General features: G+C 66.2%; 18 protein-coding genes, 1 pseudogene and 2 riboswitches. Of the genes and pseudogenes, 11 read left to right on the top strand and 8 right to left on the bottom strand.

Going from position 1 to position 22,361, the window contains the following annotated elements; translation table 11 throughout:
• Positions 1-333 precede the first annotated feature (333 nt).
• Positions 334-1,650 (top strand): MFS transporter, encoded by a 1,317-nt coding sequence (locus tag ACZ0AV_RS14570; protein ID WP_499151690.1) that lies wholly within the window; start codon positions 334-336, stop codon positions 1,648-1,650.
• On the opposite strand, the gene ACZ0AV_RS14565 is transcribed toward ACZ0AV_RS14570, so the two are convergent.
• From ACZ0AV_RS14565 to ACZ0AV_RS14555, 3 genes and pseudogenes are all read right to left on the bottom strand, one after another.
• Positions 1,638-2,957, bottom strand: a complete 1,320-nt coding sequence (locus tag ACZ0AV_RS14565) for a leucine-rich repeat-containing protein kinase family protein (protein ID WP_499151689.1) — start codon at positions 2,955-2,957, stop codon at positions 1,638-1,640. The genes ACZ0AV_RS14570 and ACZ0AV_RS14565 overlap by 13 nt on opposite strands.
• Before the next feature lie 67 nt (positions 2,958-3,024).
• The gene (locus tag ACZ0AV_RS14560; RefSeq protein WP_499153369.1) at positions 3,025-3,696 is read right to left on the bottom strand and encodes a vWA domain-containing protein; all 672 of its coding nucleotides are present in this window, start codon (positions 3,694-3,696) and stop codon (positions 3,025-3,027) included.
• Between the two features lie 10 nt (positions 3,697-3,706).
• A pseudogene (locus ACZ0AV_RS14555) lies at positions 3,707-4,705 on the bottom strand (magnesium chelatase ATPase subunit I); the annotation flags it as partial.
• A 123-nt stretch (positions 4,706-4,828) separates the two neighbouring features.
• On the opposite strand from ACZ0AV_RS14555, the gene ACZ0AV_RS14550 reads away from it, so the two are divergent.
• The 4 genes from ACZ0AV_RS14550 (at position 4,829) to ACZ0AV_RS14535 (ending at position 7,362) form a co-directional block, all read left to right on the top strand.
• Positions 4,829-5,407: an LOG family protein gene (locus tag ACZ0AV_RS14550; protein ID WP_499151688.1), complete on the top strand. Its 579-nt coding sequence runs from the start codon at positions 4,829-4,831 to the stop codon at positions 5,405-5,407.
• On the top strand, positions 5,407-5,835 hold the full coding sequence (locus ACZ0AV_RS14545) for an NUDIX domain-containing protein (RefSeq protein WP_499151687.1): 429 nt from the start codon (positions 5,407-5,409) through the stop codon (positions 5,833-5,835). Before ACZ0AV_RS14550 ends, ACZ0AV_RS14545 begins: the two co-directional genes overlap by 1 nt.
• A 26-nt stretch (positions 5,836-5,861) precedes the next feature.
• Positions 5,862-5,993, top strand: a complete 132-nt coding sequence (locus ACZ0AV_RS14540; protein ID WP_256605040.1) for a hypothetical protein — start codon at positions 5,862-5,864, stop codon at positions 5,991-5,993.
• Positions 5,994-6,273: 280 nt separating this feature from the next.
• Positions 6,274-7,362, top strand: a complete 1,089-nt coding sequence (locus ACZ0AV_RS14535; protein WP_499151686.1) for a 3-deoxy-7-phosphoheptulonate synthase — start codon at positions 6,274-6,276, stop codon at positions 7,360-7,362.
• Positions 7,363-7,502: 140 nt separating this feature from the next.
• On the opposite strand, the gene ACZ0AV_RS14530 is transcribed toward ACZ0AV_RS14535, so the two are convergent.
• The 3 genes from ACZ0AV_RS14530 to cobW all read right to left on the bottom strand — a co-directional run bounded on the left by ACZ0AV_RS14530 (position 7,503) and on the right by cobW (position 14,192).
• Positions 7,503-9,110 carry an ABC-F family ATP-binding cassette domain-containing protein gene (locus ACZ0AV_RS14530; protein ID WP_499151685.1) on the bottom strand — a complete coding sequence of 536 codons (1,608 nt, stop codon included), beginning with the start codon at positions 9,108-9,110 and terminating at the stop codon, positions 7,503-7,505.
• Positions 9,111-9,348: 238 nt separating this feature from the next.
• A complete protein-coding gene (gene cobN, locus ACZ0AV_RS14525) occupies positions 9,349-13,083 on the bottom strand; it encodes a cobaltochelatase subunit CobN (protein ID WP_499151684.1) in 3,735 nt (1,244 codons plus the stop codon).
• 59 nt (positions 13,084-13,142) lie between these two features.
• Positions 13,143-14,192: a cobalamin biosynthesis protein CobW gene (gene cobW, locus ACZ0AV_RS14520; protein WP_499151683.1), complete on the bottom strand. Its 1,050-nt coding sequence runs from the start codon at positions 14,190-14,192 to the stop codon at positions 13,143-13,145.
• A 99-nt stretch (positions 14,193-14,291) separates the two neighbouring features.
• Positions 14,292-14,480: riboswitch (cobalamin riboswitch) on the bottom strand.
• 70 nt (positions 14,481-14,550) lie between these two features.
• Positions 14,551-14,752: riboswitch (cobalamin riboswitch) on the top strand.
• 99 nt (positions 14,753-14,851) lie between these two features.
• On the opposite strand from cobW, the gene ACZ0AV_RS14515 reads away from it, so the two are divergent.
• From ACZ0AV_RS14515 to cobM, 4 genes are all read left to right on the top strand, one after another.
• A complete protein-coding gene (locus tag ACZ0AV_RS14515; RefSeq protein ID WP_499151682.1) occupies positions 14,852-15,037 on the top strand; it encodes a CbtB domain-containing protein in 186 nt (61 codons plus the stop codon).
• Between the two features lie 10 nt (positions 15,038-15,047).
• A complete protein-coding gene (locus tag ACZ0AV_RS14510) occupies positions 15,048-15,764 on the top strand; it encodes a CbtA family protein (RefSeq protein ID WP_499151681.1) in 717 nt (238 codons plus the stop codon).
• Positions 15,761-16,168, top strand: a complete 408-nt coding sequence (locus ACZ0AV_RS14505; RefSeq protein WP_499151680.1) for a cobalamin biosynthesis protein — start codon at positions 15,761-15,763, stop codon at positions 16,166-16,168. Before ACZ0AV_RS14510 ends, ACZ0AV_RS14505 begins: the two co-directional genes overlap by 4 nt.
• Before the next feature lie 870 nt (positions 16,169-17,038).
• Entirely contained in the window at positions 17,039-17,812 is a 774-nt protein-coding gene (gene cobM, locus ACZ0AV_RS14500; RefSeq protein ID WP_499151679.1) for a precorrin-4 C(11)-methyltransferase, read from the top strand.
• On the opposite strand, the gene ACZ0AV_RS14495 is transcribed toward cobM, so the two are convergent.
• Both ACZ0AV_RS14495 and ACZ0AV_RS14490 read right to left on the bottom strand, forming a co-directional pair.
• On the bottom strand, positions 17,775-18,080 hold the full coding sequence (locus ACZ0AV_RS14495) for a hypothetical protein (RefSeq protein WP_499151678.1): 306 nt from the start codon (positions 18,078-18,080) through the stop codon (positions 17,775-17,777). The genes cobM and ACZ0AV_RS14495 overlap by 38 nt on opposite strands.
• Positions 18,073-20,805 carry a PAS domain-containing sensor histidine kinase gene (locus tag ACZ0AV_RS14490; protein ID WP_499151677.1) on the bottom strand — a complete coding sequence of 911 codons (2,733 nt, stop codon included), beginning with the start codon at positions 20,803-20,805 and terminating at the stop codon, positions 18,073-18,075. Before ACZ0AV_RS14490 ends, ACZ0AV_RS14495 begins: the two co-directional genes overlap by 8 nt.
• Before the next feature lie 102 nt (positions 20,806-20,907).
• Here ACZ0AV_RS14490 and ACZ0AV_RS14485 point away from each other — a divergent pair, with 102 nt between their 5' ends.
• Together ACZ0AV_RS14485 and ACZ0AV_RS14480 are read left to right on the top strand one after the other, a co-directional pair.
• Positions 20,908-21,381, top strand: coding sequence for a prepilin peptidase (locus ACZ0AV_RS14485; RefSeq protein ID WP_499151676.1), 474 nt, complete (start codon positions 20,908-20,910; stop codon positions 21,379-21,381).
• Positions 21,382-21,538: 157 nt separating this feature from the next.
• A complete protein-coding gene (locus ACZ0AV_RS14480) occupies positions 21,539-22,255 on the top strand; it encodes a response regulator (RefSeq protein ID WP_499151675.1) in 717 nt (238 codons plus the stop codon).
• The last annotated feature ends 106 nt before the right edge of the window (positions 22,256-22,361 follow it).

Genomic DNA, 22,361 nt, shown 5'->3' with positions numbered 1-22,361 from the left:
CCGACCTCAGGGTCGGCTTTTTTGTACCCGAATCGGTGCCGTTGTAGAGCAGCGCCTCTCCCGGGTATCGCTTCGCTCAACCCAGGCTACGGTTTGCGCTTCGGATGCAACCCGTAGGGTGGATAACGCGAAGCTTATCCATCAGTGATCGCGCCGCGAACGCAATGATTTGATCGCTTCAAGGCGCTTGCGCGCCCCCCTGTCGCTCACGACTACCCCCAGGTCGCACGCGAATCCCGCCACAGCCGGCAAGCCACGTAAGTTATCCACAATTGGACGCAAAGGCCCGGGCCAGGCACGTCCGCACGTTGGAGAAATGACGCGGAGACAGCCATGAGCGTGACTACTTATCCACAACAGGCTACGCATGTCGATCTGGGCATCTTGCGCAAGGTGATCGCCGCTTCGGCCATCGGCAACTTCGTCGAATGGTTCGACTTCGCCGTGTACGGCTTTCTCGCCGTGACCATCGCCGCGTTGTTCTTTCCCCAGGGCGATCCCGCACTGGCGCTGCTGCAAACCTTCGCGGTGTTCGCCGTATCCTTCGCGCTGCGCCCGCTGGGCGGCATCGTGTTCGGCATCCTCGGCGACCGCATCGGCCGCAAGCGTGTGCTGTCGATCACCGTGCTGCTGATGGCCGGCGCCACCACGCTGATCGGCCTGCTGCCCACCTACGCCAGCATCGGCCTGCTCGCGCCGTTGCTGCTGGCCCTGGCGCGCTGCCTGCAGGGGTTTTCCGCGGGCGGTGAATACGCCGGTGCCTGCGCGTTCGTCATGGAACACGCGCCGACCGAGCAGAAGGCCCGTTATGGCAGCTTCGTGCCCGTCTCCACTTTCGCGGCCTTCGCCTGCGCGGCTGGCCTGGTGTTCGGCCTGGGCATCTGGCTGGACGACACGCAGATGCAGGCCTGGGGCTGGCGCGTGCCGTTCCTGATCGCCGCGCCACTGGGCCTGGTCGGTTTGTACATGCGCCTGCGCCTGGATGAGTCGCCGGCCTTCCAGGCCCTGGCCGCGCAAGCACACCCGGATCACTCGCCACTGCGCGAAACCCTGCGCGAACACGGCGCCACCGTGCTGTGCCTGTCAGCCTTCATTTCTGCCACGGCGCTGTCGTTCTACATGTTCACCACCTACCTGACCACCTACATGCAGGTGGTCGGCGGGGCGGCAAGGCCAACGGCATTGCTTGCCAGCCTGATGGCACTGCTGTTCGCCGCGTTGCTGTGCCCGTTCGTGGGCCGCTATTCGGACCGAGTCGGCCGCCGGCGCACCATCCTCACCGCCGGGGTGGCGTTGATCGTCGCGGTGTACCCGGCCTTCACCCTGGCCGCCTCGGGCACCCTGTGGGCCTCGGCCATCGGCGCCATGCTGCTGGCGGTGGGTGCGGTGATCTGCGGTGTGGTGACCGCCGTGCTGCTCTCCGAACAATTCCCCACCCGCGTGCGTTACACCGCGTCGGCCTTCACCTACAACCTGGCCTACACGGTATTCGGCGGTACGGCGCCGCTGGTCGCCACCTGGCTGATCGAGGCGACCGGCAACCGCATGTCACCGGCCTTCTACCTGATCGCCATCGCCCTGATGGCCCTGGCCGGCGGCCTGGCGCTGCCGGAGTCGTCGAAGCGCTCGCTGGATTATCAGCCGGCCTGACGCGCTGCCACGCCCTGCAGCGTGCTGTCGATCTCGCTGAAAGCCGGGCGTTCAGGCACCCGCGGCTGCTGGCAGCGCGCCACGAGCGCGTGCAACACCGGGCGATGCGCTTCAGGCACCTCGCACCGCGCCAGCAACTCCTCAAGCAGGATGCCGAACGCCCGCACCTCGATGCGTTGCAGCAACCCCTGCTGGGACGGCGCAGCGGCATGCAGGAAGGACGCCGCGCCAAAGTCACCGAGCAGCGCAGTGCCGGCCTCGTCGATCAGGATGTTGTGTCCGTAGAGGTCGCCATGGGTCACACCCCGGGCGTGCAGGTGGCGTAGCGCCGCGGCGATACCGCTGGCAACGCGCAGCACCTGGGCGAACGACGCACGCCAGGCGTTCGGGTACAGATCGCGGCTGCAGCTCTCGAGGCTCGGCGGCCCGGCCAGAATGCTGAAGCGCGGCTCTACCAGGCTCAGCAGCAGGCCCTGCTCACCCTGCGGGTGCTCAACGAGCCGACCGATCGCGCCGATCAGGTTGGGATGCTGTCCCACCGTCAGGCACGCGGCCATCTCGCTATCCGGCGTGCCGTCGCTGGTCATTTGCCCTTTGAACAACTTGAGCGCCACGGCCTGGCAGCGGCCATCCGGTCGCTGCCAATCCGCACGGTGGATGACCCCCGACGCCCCCTGGCCAAGCACCTCGCCCACGTGCAGTTCACGCCATGGCACATCAGGCGCCTGAGGCGTTGGCGCAATGGCGTCAGCGAACGGATTGCCCGCATGGGCCAGCCACGCCAGGCTCGGCAGTTGCAACAGGGCATCCGGCAAGGCGGGCAGCTGGTTGGCGGCAATGCGCAGCAGCTCCAGCTTGTGCAGGCGCGCCAGGCTTGCCGGCAGCGCCCGCAGGCGATTGCCGGCGAGCATCAGCTTCTGTAGCTCGCTGCAGTCACCAAGGGTCTCGGGCAGTGTCTCCAGACGATTGTCGGTGAGGATCAGCCAGCGCAGGCGCGGCGGCAGCGCCCTGGCAGGCAGCTCGCGGATGCGGTTGGACTTGAAGCCGACCATGCGCAGCGACTCGCAGCGGCCCACCGACTCCGGCACCTGTTCAAAGTCATTGTTCGAGCAGAACAGCACCTGCAGGCGATGCAACCGGTGCAGGTCCTCGGGCAGGTCGCTCAGCCGGTTGCCACTCAGGTTGAGCACTTCCAGGCTGTCGGCCAGGGTGAAGATTTCCTCGGGGAACTGCGTGAGCGACGCGGACAGGTCGAGGCGGGTGATGCCCTTGAGTTGGCCGGAACGCAATTGGTCGACGGTGTGCATCGAGGCAAGGCCCAGTCGCTGAGTGAGCCCGCCAGTCTACGCCAACGTCTTGCCGGCGAGGAATCGCTCAGAACTGCGGCAGCGGGGGCAACGCCTCGATATGCCAATAGTCGGCGTCCAGCTCGGCGGCCAGCTGCATGGCCCGGCCCAGGCGGATCGGCGCGCATTCGATATCCACCAGTGTCGCCGGGCACGGACTGGGCGGCAGCGCCTGCCATTCACGCAGGCGCCCATCGGTCAGCACCAGCAGGCGCTGTGCCTCGCCCGGCCTGCGGCGCTGGCGCCGTTGCAGCCAGCCGTGAGCCTGCTGCAGGGCCGGAATCAGTGGGCTACCGCCACCCGCGCCAAGCGTGCTCAGCCACTGCTGCAGGGCGCCGGAGGCTTTCTGCCCCTGCCACTGCCAGTGGGGCTGGGTACCGTGCGCGTCGAGTACGGCAATACGCACGCGCTCGCGATAACCCCGTTCGAACAGCTCGGCCAGCAGCCCCTTGGCCTTGCCCAATGCGCCATGGCGGCGGGTCGAGGCCGAGGCATCGACGACGATCAACCACAGCGGTGTGGGTGCGTTGCTACGCGGCCGGCGCTGCAGATCCGCACGGCGCTTCGGCTTGCCCATCAGCAACGTAGCGAGCCAGTCGATGGCGCCGCTGCCGCCCGGTCGCTTGGCGCCACTGCGTCCGCCCGCCTGCTTGCCCGGAGTGGGTCTGGCATCCGTCCCCGCCCTGGCGCGCGGGGGGATGCCTAGAGCTTTTTGTCCAGCGGGGCGGTTCACGGCGCTCGCCGGTGCTTTGCGCTTGCGGCGGCAATTCGCCCCAGTTGCCCTCGCCCATTGCGGGCTGTTCGCTTGGCGCCTGGGTGGGCGGGCTGGCCGGTGGCTGAGACTGCTGCTGGGGCGGTGTATGCCGACGGCGATGGCGCAGCACGAAATCGGCCACGGCTTCGATGTCCTCTTCTCCGATGCCTTCCGCGCCACGCCAGGCCGCATGGGCGCGAGCGGCGCGCAGCCAGACCAGATCGGCGCGCAGGCCATCGACGCCGGCCTCGAAGCAGCGCCCGGTGATCGCCTCCAGCGCCTGGTCATCGAGGGGAATATTCGCCACGCGGGCTCGCGCCCTTTCACAGCGCTCGGCCAGCGCCGACTGCTGCTCCGCCCACCGGGCGATGAACGCCTGCGGGTCGGCATCGAAGGCCAGGCGCCGACGCACGATTTCGGCTCGCGCGCCCGGCTGCGGCTGGCCGTCCAGTGCCAGGTTGAGGCCAAAACGGTCGAGCAATTGCGGACGTAACTCGCCCTCTTCGGCGTTCATGGTGCCGATCAGGATGAAGCGCGCGTTATGGCGGTGGGAGATGCCATCGCGCTCGACATGGTTGACGCCGCTGGCCGCCGCATCGAGCAGCAGGTCGACCAGGTGATCGGGCAGCAGGTTGACCTCATCGACGTACAGCACGCCGCCGTCGGCCTTGCTCAGCAGGCCGGGCGAGAACTGCGCACGGCTCTCGCCCAGCGCGGCGTCCAGGTCGAGCGTGCCGACGATGCGCTCCTCGCTGGCGCCCAGCGGCAGGGTGACGAACACGCCGCTCTCCAGCAGCTCGGCCAGGCCGCGGGCGAGGGTCGATTTGGCCATGCCGCGCGGGCCTTCGATCAGCACCCCGCCGATTGCCGGATCGACCGCCACCAGGCACAGCGCCAACTTCAGCGAGTCGGCGCCGACCACGGCGGCAAGGGGGAAATGGGCGGTATCGGTCATGGAACGGTCCGGGCTGGGCAAAGCCGGCATTGTAGCAGCGGGTGGTCGAATCCCTTGCAGCTGATCTGCTAAGGTCGGCGGTTTCGCGATGCTGTCGCGTGCGATTTATCCAGGGAGACTCAGATGCGCCTGTGCATTTTCTGCGGTTCCAATGCGGGCACCAATCCCGTGTATAGCGAGGCGGCTACCCATCTTGGCCAAACCCTCGCCAAGGCCGGTATCGGCCTGGTGTACGGCGGCGCCTCCGTCGGCCTGATGGGCGCAGTGGCCAACGCGGCGCTCGAAGCCGGCGGCGAAGTGATCGGCGTGATCCCGCGCTCGCTGTGGGAAAAGGAAGTGGCCCACACCGGCCTCGACGACCTGCGCATCGTCGATTCGATGCACCAGCGCAAGGCGCTGATGGCCGACCTGTCCGACGGTTTCATCGCCCTGCCCGGCGGCGTCGGCACCCTGGAAGAGCTGTTCGAGGTGTGGACCTGGGCACAACTCGGCCACCACCAGAAGCCCTGCGCGCTGCTCAATATCAACGGCTACTACGACCGCCTCGCCGGATTTTTCGATCACATGGTCGACGAAGCCTTCGTCAAGGCGCCGCACCGCGAGATGCTGATCGTCGAGCAGGATATCGATGCCGTGCTGGCGGCGATCGAGGGCTACCAGGCGCCGACCGTAGGCAAGTGGATCGGCAGGCAGGGAACCTGATGCCCGCGCAACCGCGGCTGGGTTGTGGCGCCGCCATCGTGCAGGACGGGCGCCTGCTGCTGGTGCGCCGGCTGCGTGAGCCGGAGGCAGGCTGCTGGGGTTTGCCGGGTGGCAAGGTGGACTGGCTGGAACCGGTCGAGCAGGCCGTGCGCCGCGAGATCGAGGAAGAGCTCGCCATTCGCCTCACGGTGCTGAACCTGCTCTGTGTGGTCGATCAGATTGACCCCGCACGTGGCGAACACTGGTTGGCGCCGGTCTACCTGGCCGATGCTTTCGAGGGTGAAGTGCGCAACGTCGAACCCGAGAAACACGGTGATATCGGCTGGTTCCCAATGGATAACCTGCCCGAGCCGCTGACCGTGGCGACCCGACGCGCCGCGCTAGCCCTCAACGAACGGCGCTTGCAATCGACCGCTGCAATGAATTAACGTCGAGCCATTCAACGGAGCCGCGCATGTCCCCAACCCTGATCCTGAACGCCACTCGCCTCGATGCAGCCTGCATCGTGATCGCGCGTGCCCAGGTGTCTGCGGTCGCGGCGGCTTCCTATTATTTTGGGTATTGGTTTAGCCACAGGCGCGCCTGATACCCCACAGGCGCCCTAGTAACTCAGGGTCGCCACCAGACAGTTTCTCGAAACCCCCGGTCGGCCTCCCGACCGGGGGTTTTGTTTTTTCCGGCACACCGATTTTCCAACGAGGATTTCACCATGACCGCCCATATCAACTGCCTCACCTACCAAACCTATTACCGCTACAGCTGGCGATTTATCGGCGCTCACGCCGCTCAACCACTCAATCGAACATCCCATCGAGCCAGATAGTGCGCCGCGCGCGGTAACATCCGCGCCGGCCGAGGAAATCACCATGTCCGTAGCCGTCAATTCCCGCTCCACCGCCAAAGCCGCCGATCTGCACCTGGTCGCCCAGCCGAGCCGCCGCCACACCTCGCCACTGCCAACCGCCAGCCAGCTGCGCGAAGAACTGCCCCTCTCCGCTACCCTTGCCCGCCAGGTGCAGCAACAGCGCCACTCGATCCGCGCCATTCTCGATGGTCACGACCCGCGCCTGCTGGTGGTGGTCGGCCCCTGCTCCCTGCACGACGACGCCGCCGTACTCGAATACGCCGAGCGCCTGGCCGCCCTCAGCCAGCGAGTGGGTGATCGCTTGCTGCTGGTGATGCGCGCCTACGTCGAAAAGCCGCGTACCACGGTGGGCTGGAAGGGCCTGGTCTACGACCCTGCACTGGACGGCAGCGGCGACATGGCCGAAGGCCTGCGCCGCTCGCGCAAATTGATGCTGCGCATGCTCGAGCTCGGCCTGCCATTGGCCAGCGAGATCCTCCAGCCGCTGGTGGCCGACTACTTCGAAGACCTGCTCGGCTGGGCGGCGATTGGCGCACGCACCAGTGAATCCCAGGTGCACCGCGAGCTGGTCAGCGGTTTGGAGATGCCGGTGGGCTTCAAGAACGGCACCGACGGCAGCCTCGGCATCGCCTGTGACGCCATGCGCTCGGCAGCCCATGCCCACCAGCACTTCGGCGTCGATGGCCATGGCCGCCCGGCACTGGTACACACCCACGGAAACCCGGACACCCACTTGGTGCTACGCGGCGGCCACGCTGGGCCGAACTATGACGCCGCCAGCGTCGCCACGGCCCGCGCCGAGCTGGAGCGCCAGGGCATCGCGCCACGGATCATGGTCGACTGCAGCCACGCCAACAGCGGCAAGAACCCGCTGCGCCAGCCCGAGGTGCTGAGCAGCGTGCTCGACCAGCGCCTGGCTGGCGACGGCGCCCTGCGCGCGGTGATGATCGAAAGCCACCTGTTCGACGGCGCTCAAAGCCTCGGCGGCGAGTTGCGCTACGGCGTCTCGATCACCGACGGCTGCCTCGGCTGGACGGGTACCGAACGCATGCTGGTAGACGCTGCCATCCGCATGCGCCACTTGGTCTGACCGCCCGTAGCCTGGCGTTGAGCGCAGCGATACCCAGGGGCGCACTTCCCCGGGTGTCGCTGCGCTCGACCCAGGCTACAAGAGCCGTAAATGCTCGTTTCGTCGGCGCAGCGATACCCAGGGCGTCCTTACGGGTGTCGCTACCTCTGGTACTGCCAGCCCACCTCGGTCCACTGCAGGCGGTCGGTGATCGCCAAGGCCTCGATGAACGCCGCGTCATGGGAGACCACGATCAGCCCCCCACGATATTCACGCAGCATGGCTTCGACGGCCAGCAACGAGTCGAGGTCGATATGGTTGTCCGGCTCGTCGAGCAGCAGCAATGGCGCTGCCGGTTCGGTACCGACCACCCCGGCAAGCGCCAGCTTCAGGCGTTCACCGCCGCTGAGCCGTGCGCAGGGAAGCAGCGCGCGCTGGGTATCCAACCCCAGGTGCCTCAGGCGCGCACGGGCGACGGCTTCCGGCAACCCGGGATTGCAGTGACGCAGGTGATCCAGTGCTGAATGCGCGGCGTGCAGGCAGGACAGCCGCTGGTCCAGATAAGCCAGCGGCACCTCGACCCGGCATTCGCCCGCCGCCGCAGCGCGTTGGCCCGCGAGCATCGCCAATACGGTCGATTTCCCGCAGCCATTGGGCCCGGTGATCGCCAGCCGCCGCGGGCCGAACAACTCTATATCCGGCAGGCCGGCGCCCGAGAACGACAGGCGAACGCCCTGCAGGCTGAGAATTCGTTTAACGTCGGGCAGGTTGGGCAACGCACCGTGCAGGCTTATCACCTGCTGCTCGTCGACCCGGGCTGCGGCTTCTCGCACCGCGTCATCGAACCCGCTACGCGCCTCGCTGCGCCGATGCTGCAGCCGCCCGGCGCTGGCTTCGCTGCGGTTCTTCTGGCGATCCACCAGGATCTGCGCCTGGTTGCTATCCCGCGCGCTTCGCGCCCCGCTGGCGGCACGGCGCTGCTGGCGTTGCTGCTGCACTTGCAACTCCCGTTCGCCTCGTTTGCGCTCGGTGCGGGCGTGCTCCAGCGCATGCTGGGCGGCCTGCCGTTCACGCAACAGACAGTCTCGATAGACGCTGTAATTGCCGCCATAGGCGCGCAGCCCGCCTGGCGATAATTCGACGATACGCTGCATGCCATCGAGCAGTTCACGGTCATGGCTGATCACCAGCACCCCACCCGGCCACTGCTGCAGGCGCCGATAGAGGCGCTGGCGGCTGGCCTGGTCCAGGTGGTTACTGGGCTCATCGAGAATCAGCAGATCGGCACCGCTGAGAAACACCCCGAGCAGCGCCACACGCGTGCGCTCGCCGCCGCTGAGCAGGGCGGCCGGGGTTTGCGGGTTGAGGTGGCCAAGGCCCTCGTCGTGCAACGCCGCGTGCAGCCGTTCGGCGATATCCCACCGGCCTTCGAGCGTCTCGATATCGTCCTCGCCCATGCGCCCCTCGGTCACCCGACACAGCGCATCGAACGGCGCAGCGAAGCCCAGCAGGTCGACCACCCGAGCGCCTTCCGGCACCTCGATATCCTGGGGCAAATAGGCAACCTGTGCCTGCCGCACGATACGCCCCTCAGTAGGCGGCAACAGGCCAGCGAGCAGGCGGCCGAGCACGCTCTTGCCGGCACCGTTGCGCCCTACCAGGCCGGTATGCCGGGCATCGAAGGTTTCGCTCAGTTCATCGAACAGAGGCTGACCATTGGAGAAATGAAAGGACACGCGCTCGAGCGCGATAACAGGCGAGTTCGTCATGGATGACTCCAGGCAATGCCGTGAAAACGCGAGGCACAAGGCCACGGCGGACGATCACAGGTCGTGCGGACACGACGGCATTACTGGCGCATTGGACGAAACTCCAGAAGGGAATGATCGGCCAGGGTAAACCTGGGCAAGTCACGGGGCAACCCGCGAAGCCAATGGGCTGGGCGCAGCGGTCCCCGGAAGATCGCCCCTGGGTATCGCTTCGCTCAACGCCAGGCTACGGGCGTTTTCAGCTTTCTTCGCTGTCGATAAGCAGATTTTCCAGCGCTTCGCGGTATGCGCCAGGCTCCTGCCACATGCCGCGCTGCTGGGCTTCGAGCAGGCGCTCGATGATGTCCTGCAGGGCGCCGGGGTTGTGCTGCTGGATGAAATCGCGGGTGTCTCGGTCCATCAGGTAGGCGTCGGTGAGCAGCGCGTACTGATGGTCATCGACCAGCTCGCTGGTGGCGTCGAAGGCGAACAGGTAGTCGATGGTCGCAGCCAGTTCGAAGGCACCCTTGTAACCGTGGCGCTTCATGCCTTCGATCCACTTCGGGTTGGCCGCGCGGGCGCGCACCACGCGGCCGAGCTCCTGCTTGAGGGTGCGGATGCGCGGGGTGTCCGGTTGGCTGTTGTCGCCAAAGTAGCTGGCCGCCTTGGCGCCACGCAGGGTTTCCACCGCGGCCAGCATGCCGCCCTGAAACTGGTAGTAATCGTTGGAGTCGAGGATGTCGTGCTCGCGGTTGTCCTGGTTATGCAGCACCGCCTGCAGACGCTCCAGGCGCTCGGCGAACTGGCCCCGCGCGGGTGTGCCTTCGCTGCCTTTGCCATAGGCGTAGCCGCCCCAGTTCAGGTACACCTCGGCGAGATCCGCGCGGCTTTCCCAAAGGCGCTCCTCGATGGCGTTCTGCACGCCTGCACCATAGGCGCCGGGCTTGGAGCCGAAGATTCGCCAGCCGGCCTGACGCCGCGCCTCGCGTTCGTCCAGCCCGCCATCCTGCAGCGCCAGGGCTTCTTGCCAGACGCGGGCGGACAGCGGGTTCATGTCCGGCGACTCGTCCAGGTCGGCGACCGCCTGTACGGCGTCATCGAACAGGCGGATCAGGTTGGCGAAGGCGTCGCGGAAGAACCCGGACACCCGCAGGGTCACGTCGACCCGCGGGCGCCCCAGCTGCTCGAGTGGCAGCACTTCGAAGCGCTCGACCCGCTGGCTGCCCGCCTGCCACACCGGGCGCACACCCATCAGCGCCATGGCCTGGGCGATGTCGTCGCCGCCGGTGCGCATGGTCGCGGTGCCCCACACCGACAAACCGAGCTGGCGCAGGTGATCGCCTTCATCCTGCAAATGGCGTTCGAGCAGTCGATCCGCCGCCTGCACACCGAGGCGCCAGGCCGTGGGGGTGGGCAGGTTGCGCACGTCCACGGAATAGAAATTGCGCCCGGTGGGCAGCACATCGAGTCGCCCGCGGCTCGGCGCTCCACTGGGGCCGGAGGGCACGAAGCGGCCATCGAGGGCATCGAGCAGGCCGTGCATCTCGGCATCGCCACAGGCGTCCAGCAGCGGCGCGATCTGCTGGCGAAGGCTGTGCAGGACGGTCGCGCTGCTGGATCCAACGGATTCGAAATCCGTCCCCGAAATAAACTGCAATCCCAACAGCTCCAGGCGCTCACGTGTGTCACCAAAACTGCGCCAGGGCTCATCGCTCAGGCCCGCCAGAACCTCAGGACGCGGGCCGGCCCACGGTGCAGCCATGTCGCAATCGAGGGGATCGAAGTCGAGCGCCAGGTCATGGGCCAGCGCACGCAGCAGGCTGGCGTTGCCGCCTTGGCCGTCACCGCGAGGAATGCGCAGCAGCGCCAGCAAGGTGTCGCGGCGCAGCGTGCCGGTCGGCGATTCGCCGAACACATGCAGGCCGTCGCGAATCTGCGATTCCTTGAGGTCGCACAGGTAGGCGTCGAGCTGCGGCAGCCAACTGGCGGGGTCGTCGTTGAGCTGCAGGCCCAGTTCACGGTCCAGGCTGGCTTCGCGCACCTTGTGCAGGATCTCGCCGCGCAGCTCACTGGCGCGGCGCAGGTCGAGCTGGCTGGCGTCGTAGTACTCGTCGGCCAGCCGCTCCAGATCGCGCAGCGGGCCGTAGCTCTCGGCGCGGGTCAGCGGAGGCATAAGGTGGTCGATGATCACCGCCTGGGTGCGGCGCTTGGCCTGGGCGCCTTCGCCGGGGTCGTTGACGATGAACGGGTAGATGTTCGGCAGCGCACCGAGGATCAACGTTGGCCAGCAGCTCTCGGACAGGCCGACGCTCTTGCCCGGCAGCCACTCCAGGTTGCCGTGCTTGCCGACATGGATCACCGCCTGGGCCGCGAACACCTGGCGCATCCAGAAATAGAACGCCAGGTAGCCGTGCGGCGGTACCAGGTCGGGGTCGTGGTAAACCGCTGCCGCATCCACCTGATAACCCCGCGCCGGCTGGATGCCGACAAAGGTCAGGCCGAAGCGCAGGCCGGCGATCATCAGCCGGCCGTCGCGGAACATCGGGTCGTTTTCCGGTGCGCCCCAGCGCTCCAGCACCGCCTGACGATTGGCTTCGGGCAGGGCCGCGAAGAACCGCTGGTAGTCATCAACCGCCAGGCTTTGCGCGCAGGGCCGCAGGTCGAGGTTGTCGAGGTCGTTGGTCACGCCACCGAGCAACTGATGGATCAGTGCGGTGCCGCTGTCCGGCAAGGCGTCGACCGGGTAACCCTGCTGTTGCAGGGCCTGAAGAATGTTCAGCGCCGCCGCGGGCGTGTCCAGGCCCACACCATTGCCGATACGGCCGTCGCGGGTCGGGTAGTTGGCCAGCACCAGGGCGACACGTTTTTCGGCTGCCGGCGTGCGCTGCAGGGCACACCAGCGGCGCGCCAGCTCGGCGACGAGATCCATGCCGGGCAGGTGCGCGCGGTAACAGACCACGTCGCTCTGGCTGCGCTCGCTGCGAAAGGCCAGGCCCTTGAAGCTGATCGGCCGGGTGATCAGCCGGCCGTCCAGCTCCGGCAGCGCGATGTGCATGGCCAGGTCCCGGGGGCCAAGGCCCTGGGCGCTGCCTTGCCACTGCTCTTCGCTGTCCAGCGCACAAAGCGCCTGCAGCACCGGCACATCACGGCGGAACGGCCGCGCCTGGGGCGACTCGGGATTGGACTGCGCGAAGCCGGTGGTATTGAGGATCACGCTCGCGCTGGTTTCATCCAGCCAGTCCTCGACCTGCGCCAGACAGGCAGCCTCTTTGAGGCTGGCGACGGCGATGGGCAGCGGATTGAGGCCCTGGGCCTGCAGCCGCTGGCAGAAGGTGTCGACGAATGCGGTGTTCGCGGCCTGCACATGGGTGCGATAGAACAGCAGCGCCGCCACGGGCGCATCAGGCACCCAGTCGGCGCGCCAGTCCTGCAGCGAGGCGTTGCCGGTACGCGGGTGATAAAGGCCGACCCGGGGCAGCGCCTTTGGCTCGGCCCAGCTGTACTCACGGCCCAGGTAGCGAGTGGCGATGCAGTGAAAGAACTGCCGCGCATTGTCCACGCCGCCCTGGCGCAGGTACTGCCAGAGGCGCTCGGCGTCCTCGGCGGACACGTTGCCCAGAGCGGTCAGCTCGGGGTCGGGATTGTCGCAGCCAGGCACCAGGATCAGCGTTTTGCCCTGCCCCGCCAGCTCCACCAGGCGCTCGATGCCGTAGCGCCAGTAGCTCACGCCGCCGTGCACGGAAATCATGATGACCTTGGCGTGCTGCAGCACCTTGTCGACGTAGAAATCCACCGAGGCGTTGTTGCCCAGCTGTGCCGGGCTGGCCAGGCGCAGGCTGGGGTAATCGTCGGGCAGGTGACGGGCGACCTCGGCCAGCAGCGACAGGTGCGAATCGCCCGTGCACAGCACCACCAGCTCGGCGGGCGTCTGGCCGAGGTCGGCGATGCTATCGGCCGGCAGCGACTGGCCGGGCTGGGTGCGAAGCAGGTGCATGAGGGCGGCCTAGAACGTCGCCCGCACGCTGGCTTCTGCCACCGCGCGGGCGGGGGGTGTCATGCCAGCGAGGCTTTCAACTCGGTAGCGATGGCGGTGTGATCGAGCGCCTGGCCGATGACGATCAGGCGGGTAATCCGCGCTTCATCGGCCTGCCAGGCACGGTCGAAATGCTTGTCGAAGCGCAGGCCCACGCCCTGCAACAGCAGGCGCATGGGTTTGTTCGGCACGGCGACGAAGCCCTTGATGCGCAGAATACCGTGGCGAGCCACCACTTCCTTCAGTGCGGCTAACAGGCGCGCCTCATCGGTTTCCGGTAGTTCCACGTGGAACGAGTCGAACTCGTCGTGATCGTGGTCTTCATCTTCGTTGTCATGGTGGGTCTTGCGGCCGTCGATATGCAGCTCGGTCTCGCTGTTCAGCCCCAGCAGCACGTTGAGCGGCAACGAACCTCCATGGGCCTCCACTACCTTCACCGCTGGCGGCAGCTCCTCACCAACTTCCGCACGCACCGCCGCCAGCGCATCGGCATCGAGCAGGTCGGCCTTGTTGAGAATCACCAGGTCGGCGCTGGCCAGTTGGTCGGCGAACAGCTCATGCAGCGGTGATTCATGATCGAGGTTCGGGTCGAGCTTGCGCTGAGCATCGACCTGATCGGGGAAGGCTGCAAAGGTGCCGGCAGCCACGGCCGGGCTGTCGACCACGGTGATCACCGCATCGACGGTGCAGGCGTTGCGGATTTCCGGCCAGTTGAAGGCCTGAACCAGGGGTTTGGGCAGGGCCAGGCCGCTGGTTTCGATGAGGATGTGGTCGAGGTCGCCACGGCGCGCCACCAGTTCGCGCATCACCGGGAAGAATTCTTCCTGCACGGTGCAGCACAGGCAGCCGTTGGCCAGCTCGTAAACACGGCCAATGGCCTCTTCCTCGGTGCAGCCGATGGTGCACTGCTGGAGTATTTGACCATCGATACCCAGCTCGCCGAACTCGTTGACGATCACCGCGATCCGGCGGCCCTCGGCGTTCTCCAGAATGTGGCGCAGCAGGGTGGTCTTGCCGGCACCGAGAAAGCCGGTGACGATGGTGACGGGAAGTTTGGCGAGCGTTTTCATGAGAGCCCCTGGCGTCTGGAGAAACGGCGAACGGGCGATAGGATGGCAGGCACCAGCCAGAGCTGGCGCGAAGGCATCACCGGATCACCCCGCCCGGTTGTCGAAAGCGTTATCGAGGCAGGTCTCCTGGCTCACGACTGGCGCATCACGCGCCCCCTTCGCCTTCCCGCGGCATCGCAGTGGCTTTGTGAAGGGTTCAGTCGTTCACAGTTGCGGGGGCAGCCACGGCGTTACCGTGTTCCCTCTTAGCTCCATACAAGATGGAGAACCTCGGACAGCGCAAGGCTACGCAGAGGCTGCGGTACGGTCAACACGGGCTGACCTGCAACAGGTTGACGCGCGTGCTGCGCCATGGTGTTCTTGCGCGGTTGTTTCAGGTGTCTCACGCCGCCGTGCGTGAGGTGAAACGGGAAGCCGGTTCGAGTCCGGCGCTGCCCCCGCAACGGTAAGCGACAGCCAGGATCGTTTTGGCCACTGTGCGACAGCATGGGAAGGCCGATCCTCATCACTGCATGGTGATCATCGCGAGCCCGGAGACCGGCCTGAATCGTTCGTTTGGCAACCCGCGGTGGGCGGGCACGCGCCGATAGCTGCCTGCTATTGCGGGCCGTCTCGCTGCGTCCCTGTGCACCGTTCACCTCATCCAGAAGGTCACGATCATGCCCAGCAGCGTTCTGTCGTCCGCCACGCCGTCCTCCGTTTCCCTGTCCCAGCGCATCGTGCTGGCCATCGGCAGCTGCCTGCTTGGCAGCGTGTTGATCTTCTTTGCCGGGTTCTCCCACGTCGAAGCCCTGCACAATGCCGCCCATGACACCCGGCATAGCGCCGCGTTCCCGTGCCACTGAGGATGCCAGGATGATCACGCGTGTCGCCCAGACTGCGGGCTTCGCCGGCCTGCTCGCCGCCATCGTGCTGACCTTGTTGCAGAGCCTGTGGGTCACGCCGCTGATCCTGCAGGCGGAGACGTTCGAAGGCGCAGAGCCGGTAGCCGCCATCGAACACCACCACGACGCTGCCAGCGGCGCACATGAACATGGCAGCGCCGGCGGTCATGGCCACGATGGCGAAGCGTGGAGCCCGGAAGACGGCTGGCAGCGCCTGTTATCCACCGCCCTGAGCAACCTGGTGGTCGCTGTCGGCTTCGCCCTGATGCTGGCCGGCCTCTTCACCCTGCGTGCGCCCGAGAAAACCTGGCAGGGCCTGCTGTGGGGCCTGGCCGGTTTCGCGACCTTCGTACTCGCGCCCTCGGCCGGGCTACCGCCGGAACTGCCTGGCACCGCCGCCGCCGAACTGGTGCTGCGCCAGTACTGGTGGATCGGCACCGCGGCTTCGACCGCGGCTGGTCTGGCGCTGTTGGCATTTGGCAGCCACTGGCTGCTGCGCACCCTTGGCGTGCTGATCCTCGCCCTGCCCCACCTGGTCGGCGCGCCTCACCCGGCGGTTCATGAAAGCCTGGCTCCACAGGCGCTGGAGCAGCAGTTCATCCTCGCTTCACTGCTGACCAACGCCGCGTTCTGGGCTGTACTGGGCCTGGTTGCAGCCTGGTTCCACGGGCGCCAGCGACAGCCATGAGCGAAGCCGCGATCCTGGTGGCCGGGCTGGGTTGTCGGCGTGGCTGTTCGCTGGCCGAACTGCTCGCCCTGCTCGGCCACGCGCTGGCCGAGCACGGCCTCGACAGCAGCGAGCTGAGCGCCCTGGCCAGCAGCGCACACAAGGCCGATGAGCCGGGATTGCTGCAATTGGCCGAGCACCTGGGCCTGCCCATCAGCTTCCTGCCCGTCGATGTGCTGACGGGTTACCATGCGCGCCTGAGCCATCGTTCGCCCATCGCCCAGCGCGTCACCGGCAGCCCCAGTGTCGCCGAGGCCAGTGCCCTGGCGCTGGCCGAGCAACTGAGCGGCCAGCCCGCTCGCCTGTGGATAACCAAGCGCAAGAGCGCCGCGGCAACGGTAGCTGTCGCCAGCATCGAGTGCTAGAACCGCCCAGCTACAGGAGCCTCGACCTCGGCGCGAAGGATCGCAGCCGTGCCACGCCGTCGCGTAACGGCCGCCATTCGCCACGGGGTCGCGGCTCCTACAATGGATTGCGGCACACCACCACTCGCGTAGGGTCGACCTCGGCGCGAAAATGGCAGCCGTGCCACGCCGTCGCGTAACGGCCGCCATTCGCCACGGGGTCGCGGCTCCTACAATGGATTGCGGCACACCACCACTCGCGTAGGGTCGACCTCGGCGCGAAAATGGCAGCCGTGCCGCGCCGTCGCGTAACGGCCGCCATTCGCCGCGGGATCGCGGCTCCTACAATGGATTGCGGCACACCACCGCTCGCGTAGGAGCGTCGGCCTCGGCGCGAAAATGGCAGCCGTGCCGCGCCGTCGCGTAACGGCCGCCATTCGCCGCGGGGTCGCGGCTCCTACAATGGATTGCGGCACACCACCACTCGCGTAGGAGCGTCGACCTCGACGCGAAAAAATGGCAGCCTCGCCGCGCCGTCGCGTAACGGCCGCCATTCGCCACGGGGTCGCGGCTCCTACAATGGATTGCGGCACACCACCACTCGCGTAGGAGCGTCGGCCTCGGCGCGAAAATGGCAGCTCGCCGCGCCGTCGCGTAACGGCCGCCATTCGCCGCGGGGTCGCGGCTCCTACAATGGATTGCGGCACACCACCACTCGCGTAGGAGCGTCGACCTCGGCGCGAAAAAATGGCAGCCTCGCCGCAAAACGGCGTCGTTAAAACCATTAGCCGCGAGGGCGCGGCTACAGAAAGGAGATCGCCGAGTTATGCGCAGATTCGCCGAGATGCATCGCTCATATTCATCCCTGTCGCGTACGACCCCAGGAACCCCATGACCGTCTATTTCATCGGCGCCGGCCCCGGCGACCCCGAGCTGATCACCGTGAAGGGCCAGCGCCTGATCCATTCCTGCCCGGTGATCCTCTACGCCGGCTCCCTGGTGCCCGAGGCCGTGCTCGAAGGCCATCGTGCCGAGACGGTGGTCAATACCGCCGAACTGCACCTGAATGAGATCATCACCCTGCTGCGTGCCGCCCATGAGCAGGGTCAGGACGTGGCACGGGTGCACTCCGGCGACCCGTCGCTGTATGGCGCCATCGGTGAGCAGATTCGTCACCTGCGGGCCCTCGGCATCCCCTTCGAAATCATTCCCGGGGTTACCGCGACGGCCGCCTGCGCGGCGCTGCTGGAAAGCGAGCTGACCCTGCCCGATGTCTCGCAGACGGTGATTCTCACCCGCTACGGCAGCAAATCACCGATGCCCGCTGGCGAGCAGTTGCATGACCTGGCGCGTCACGGTGCAACGATGGCCATCCACCTGGGCGTGCCGCACCTGGCCGAGATCGTTGCCGAACTGCTGCCGCACTATGGCGCCGATTGCCCGATCGCGGTGGTGCACCGCGCCAGCTGGCCGGATCAGGACTGGGTGCTCGGCAGCCTGGGCGATATCGAAGCGAAAGTCAGCGCCAGGGGCTTCCGGCGTACCGCGCTGATCCTTGTCGGCCGGGTGCTGAATGCAGAGAATTTCGCCGATTCGGCGCTCTACCGCGAAAGCCATCGCCACCTGTTCAGGGCTCACGCTGCAGACGATACAGGCTCTCGCTGACCTTGCCGCGCTGCTCGGCAATGACGATCTGCGCGCCCAGCTGCGCCAGCCGGGCATTGAGATCACCGGCGTACAGCTGCTTGAGGAAGGTCGAGTAAGCCGCTGTTTCGGCCTGCCCGGCCAACCACCGGTGCAGGGCGGGCAGCCGGAAGCTCCACGCCGCTTCGTTGCAATCGAAGCCGGCGTCACGCAACTGCTTGATCGTTGATCGATCGCCCTTCAGCACCCCTGCACAGGCGCGGTGAAGCGCTTCGCTCCAGTCACTCATCGGCGCGCTCGGCCACCGGCAGTTCGATGCGGAAACAGGCGCCGCCGTCCTGGTTGCTGACGCTCAGCTTGCCGCCCATCTGGTTGACCAGCCCATAGCTGACCGACAGCCCCAGGCCCGTGCCCTTGCCCACCGGCTTGGTGGTGAAGAACGGATCGAAGACCCGATCCAGCAGCAGCGGATCGATGCCGCCGGCATTGTCCTGCACCCGCACCACCACCATGCCCTCGCTGACCTCGCTGTGCACGACCAGGCGCGGCTCCAACTGCGGGTTCTTCTCCAGCGCGCCGAGCGAGGCGTCCTTGGCGTTGACCAGCAGGTTGATGATCACCTGCTCGAGTTGGTCGGCATGCCCACGCACCTGTGGCGACCCGCAGAGCGCGAGGACCAGTTCGATGTTGCCCGCCAGCTCACCCTCGCGAATCAGCGTCAGTGCGCCCTCCACGGCCTCGTCGGGGCTGAACAGGTCACCTTCCACTTCAGACCGGCGACCGAAAATGCGCATGTGGTTGACGATCTTCGCCGCTCGGGTGATCTGCTGTTCGATGCGCCCCAGCTTGCTCTTCAGGTACTCGGGATTCGCCGAGCCGTTCTCCACGCCTTTCAAGGTATTGGTCAGGGCGATGCGCATGACGTTCAGCGGTTGGTTGATTTCGTGGGCAAGGCCGGTGGCCATCTCGCCGAGCACCGCCATCTTGGCGCTCTGATTGAGCATCTGCCGGGCCTTCTGCAGCTCCGTGTCGTCGCGCCCGAAGGCCTGAATTTCCAGCAGCTTGCCGCTCTCGTCAAACACGCCGCGCTCGGCCAGCACCCACCAGATGTGTTCGCGGCCTGGCAAATCCATACGCACCAGCGCCGTGGTGACCGGCTCGGCAGGCGTCAGCTGGCGATGGCGCTCGCGAAACTGGGTGAGCTCCTGGGGCGACAGGTAGCTCGCCAGGCTGGTGCCCGGCAGGTTTTCCTGGCGGATGCCCAGGTACTGGGCCAGCGGCCGGTTGGCGTACACCAGCGTCAGGTCGGGGCGGTACCGGCAGATGATGGCCGGTGAATCCTCCACCAGAATGCGGTAACGCTCTTCACTCTCGCGAACGCGCTCGGCGGCCTGGGCAGCGTCGGTCACGTCGAGGCACAGGCCCACGGCCTCGACCGGGATGCCACGTTCGTCACGCAGCAACTTGGCTTCGTCCTGCAGCCAGTGGTAACGCCCTTCCCGGTCGATCAGGCGATAGCGACAGCTGGCCGCGCCCTGGCTCAGCAGGCTGCGGGTGTGGGCGAAGTAGAGGTCGCGATCATCCGGGTGGATGAAATCGGCCATGCTGCGCTGCACGAAATCTTCCAGCGTCCAGCCCAGCAGCGCGCTACTGCTGTCGCTGCAGAACACCGGCACGAAGGCACCCTCTTCATAGCGATTCACGTAGATCAGCGCCGGGGCGCTGGCAACCAGGCTCTTCAGGCGTGTGGTCGCCGCGTCTGCCTCGACTTCCTTGAGCTTCATGTCGTTGATGTCGAGCACCGCGCCGACAATGCGCCGCTGGCCGTTGGCATTGAGAATGCGCGTGTGGATACGGAACCAGCACTGCGCATGCTCGGCATCACGCAGCCGCACCACCTGCTCGAAGGCCCGGCCACTCAGCTCGGCATCGCCGAGGCGAATACGAAACTCGTCGCGGTCGGCGGGGCTGAGCAGTTCCAGCCAGTCAGCCAGGGTCACGCCGGTGCGGGCATCGAAACCGAAGCGCTGCATCAGGCATGGCGCCAGCAGAAACGCGCCGCTGCGCGGCATGTATTCCCACCAGCCGGTACCCAGCAGGTTCTGCAGAATATCCAGGCGCTCGCCGCCCACCCTGCGCGCCTGCTCATCGAGGCGCTGCAACAGCGGCGCGGCGACATAAGCGAACAGGTCCAGCCAGTCTCGGGTGTTGAGTTCGGGCATGCTCTGGTGCGCGATGTACGGCGAGCACAGCAGCCAGGCGCGAATGCCCTGGTAGTCGGCGTAGGGCACCAGCCACACCGAATCGGCGGCGTGCCATTCGGTGCTGTCCGGGCCGCCACGCAGCCACTGCACGGGCTGGTCCCCGGGATACGGTTGCAATTCGCGGGGCAGATGCTGCCCGTCCTCCCAGAACACCGGGGTCAGCGCGTCGCGGTAATGGCCGACGACCTGCCAGCCGCCGCGCGACTCATCCGGCAGGGCCAGCGCCACACAGGCGAGCCGCAACGCCTGGGCCATCGCCCCCAGCCACTCATGGATATGCCGGGGCAACTCGACGCGCTCCGTGCCGCGCACCATCTGCGCCACGCTGCTGATTTGCGCGAACACCTGCAGGCGTTGCTCGCAGGCCTGCAGGCGAGCCAGGAAGTCGCCGATCTCGAAGGCCTGCAGCGACCAGCCCTGCACTTCGGCCTTCAACCAGCCACGGGTGTGCAGAATGCCGCCGTCACGGGTCACGAAGGAGAGATCGAGCATCTGCTGCACGAATGCCGCCAGGTCCGTCACCAGGTAGCGGCTCTGGCCGTGCAGCAACTGCTCCAGCGGCAGTACCTGAGACACCGCGATCGGCAGGCGATAGGAGAGGCTGCCGGAGACCTCGAAAACCCGCCCGAGGGCGTCGATGGAAAGATTCAGGCACGGGCTGTTGGCAGAAATCGGCGCGGCAGCAACGGGCGCTTCCGGCACCGCCTGCGCATCGGGGTCACGCTTGAACCAATCCTTGAACACTTGCATTGTCCGGCCCACCTACCATGATTAGTGCCGCGCCGGAGCAAAACGTCCGACGTCAGGAACGGGCTGCATCGCCCGCCTCGAAAATGACTGCGTGTGACATCCATGAACTACATCATAGTGCTGTGCTGGCTGGGCGCCTGCGCGCTGCAAGATGCCCAGCAGCGCAAGATCGCCAACCTGCTGACCCTGGGCGGCCTGGCTGCCGCCCTGCTACACCTGCTGTGCTCAGGCAGCAGCCTCACCGGCGCCAGCCCCGCCGCCGCAGCACTAGGTATGGCCGCAGCGGGCCTGCTGTCGCTGCCCGGCTACCTGACACGCAGCATGGGCGCCGCCGACGTGAAAATGCTGGTAGCGCTCGGTGCGGCCAGCGATGCCCTGCATGTACTACTCAGCGTGATCGGTGCGGCGCTGGTGTTGATCGCCTGGGTCATCCTGATACGCGCCTGCCCCGCCCTGCTGGAAGCCGTACCTCGGCGCCTGGTTTTTCTACGATCGGCGCAGGCACGGGATTATCCCTATGCACCTTTTTTATTTGCTGGCTTCGCAATGACCACACTGTGGCTTATCGCCAAATAAAAGCGGCGCGGTAAATAGGGCCTTAATTGTGATCGGGCGCGTTTGTGTCAAAGTATTTCCCTTCTTTTAATACACCGCCTCACGTTGTACAACTTTGACTACAACTTATGCCATGACTATGCTGAATTTTCAGCGGACGCTCACCAGAGAAGGGTGCATGAGTATTTCCAAGGGACTGCGGATATTGGTGGTAGATGATGAACCGGAAGTTGTCGAGGAACTCGCGGAGTTTCTCGAACACCTGGGTTACGGCGTGACCGCCTGCCACACTACCGACGACGCGTTGCGGGCCTTCCAGCAGGACGAGACGATCGCCATCGTGCTCAGCGACATGCACATGCCGGGGCTGACCGGCGTGCAGCTGGTTGGCGAGCTGGCCAGGCTGTCGCGCCCCGAGCGGCTTTATGAAACCGCCATATTCACCGGCAGCACCGACAAACAGGATGCCATCCTGGCCTTGCGCGCCGGGGTACGCGACTACCTCCAGAAACCGGTGAACCTCGACGAGCTGCATGCCGGCGTCAAGCGCCTGCAGGAGCGCGTCGAGCATCAGATGAAGGAGCAGCAGATCCGCCAGCGCATCCAGGATCTCGCCGCGTCACTGCACGACATGCACGGTGAGCAGGTACCTGCAGCACCCGTGCGCAGTGTCGCTGCCATGACCGTGGACGGTATTCCCGAACCCTTCGACAAACTGTCGCGGCGCCAATTGGCCGTTGCACAACTTATCGCCAAGGGAATGACCAATTATCAGATTTCCTGCGAACTGGGTATTACCGAAAACACCGTCAAACTTTACGTGTCCCAGATATTGAGACTGACGCGCGTGCACAACCGTACACAATTGGCATTGTCGTACCCTTCGCACGCCTGAAGTTCAATACTTCTTGCATACGCGGTAGTTAACAGCGCGGCATCTGCCGTTATATAGGACGTGTATATAACGGCCGACAAACAGCATGACGACGTTTACCGGCCAG

The sequence above is a fragment of the Pseudomonas sp. AC532 genome (assembly GCF_979258965.1).
The sequence above is the reverse complement of the archived record's forward strand: the minus strand, read 5'-3'. Positions and strand labels throughout refer to the sequence as shown.

Bases quoted from the DNA above. Each gene is read 5' to 3' on its own strand.
- ACZ0AV_RS14540 (WP_256605040.1), top strand. From the start codon at position 5,862: ATGTCCCCAACCCTGATCCTGAACGCCACTCGCCTCGATGCAGCCTGC.
- cobW (WP_499151683.1), bottom strand. From the start codon at position 14,192: ATGAAAACGCTCGCCAAACTTCCCGTCACCATCGTCACCGGCTTTCTC.
- ACZ0AV_RS14550 (WP_499151688.1), top strand. From the start codon at position 4,829: ATGCGCCTGTGCATTTTCTGCGGTTCCAATGCGGGCACCAATCCCGTG.
- ACZ0AV_RS14495 (WP_499151678.1), bottom strand. From the start codon at position 18,080: ATGAGTGACTGGAGCGAAGCGCTTCACCGCGCCTGTGCAGGGGTGCTG.
- ACZ0AV_RS14570 (WP_499151690.1), top strand. From the start codon at position 334: ATGAGCGTGACTACTTATCCACAACAGGCTACGCATGTCGATCTGGGC.
- ACZ0AV_RS14510 (WP_499151681.1), top strand. From the start codon at position 15,048: ATGATCACGCGTGTCGCCCAGACTGCGGGCTTCGCCGGCCTGCTCGCC.
- ACZ0AV_RS14490 (WP_499151677.1), bottom strand. From the start codon at position 20,805: ATGCAAGTGTTCAAGGATTGGTTCAAGCGTGACCCCGATGCGCAGGCG.
- cobN (WP_499151684.1), bottom strand. From the start codon at position 13,083: ATGCACCTGCTTCGCACCCAGCCCGGCCAGTCGCTGCCGGCCGATAGC.
- ACZ0AV_RS14480 (WP_499151675.1), top strand. From the start codon at position 21,539: ATGAGTATTTCCAAGGGACTGCGGATATTGGTGGTAGATGATGAACCG.
- ACZ0AV_RS14545 (WP_499151687.1), top strand. From the start codon at position 5,407: ATGCCCGCGCAACCGCGGCTGGGTTGTGGCGCCGCCATCGTGCAGGAC.
- ACZ0AV_RS14530 (WP_499151685.1), bottom strand. From the start codon at position 9,110: ATGACGAACTCGCCTGTTATCGCGCTCGAGCGCGTGTCCTTTCATTTC.
- ACZ0AV_RS14515 (WP_499151682.1), top strand. From the start codon at position 14,852: ATGCCCAGCAGCGTTCTGTCGTCCGCCACGCCGTCCTCCGTTTCCCTG.
- cobM (WP_499151679.1), top strand. From the start codon at position 17,039: ATGACCGTCTATTTCATCGGCGCCGGCCCCGGCGACCCCGAGCTGATC.
- ACZ0AV_RS14485 (WP_499151676.1), top strand. From the start codon at position 20,908: ATGAACTACATCATAGTGCTGTGCTGGCTGGGCGCCTGCGCGCTGCAA.
- ACZ0AV_RS14565 (WP_499151689.1), bottom strand. From the start codon at position 2,957: ATGCACACCGTCGACCAATTGCGTTCCGGCCAACTCAAGGGCATCACC.
- ACZ0AV_RS14535 (WP_499151686.1), top strand. From the start codon at position 6,274: ATGTCCGTAGCCGTCAATTCCCGCTCCACCGCCAAAGCCGCCGATCTG.
- ACZ0AV_RS14505 (WP_499151680.1), top strand. From the start codon at position 15,761: ATGAGCGAAGCCGCGATCCTGGTGGCCGGGCTGGGTTGTCGGCGTGGC.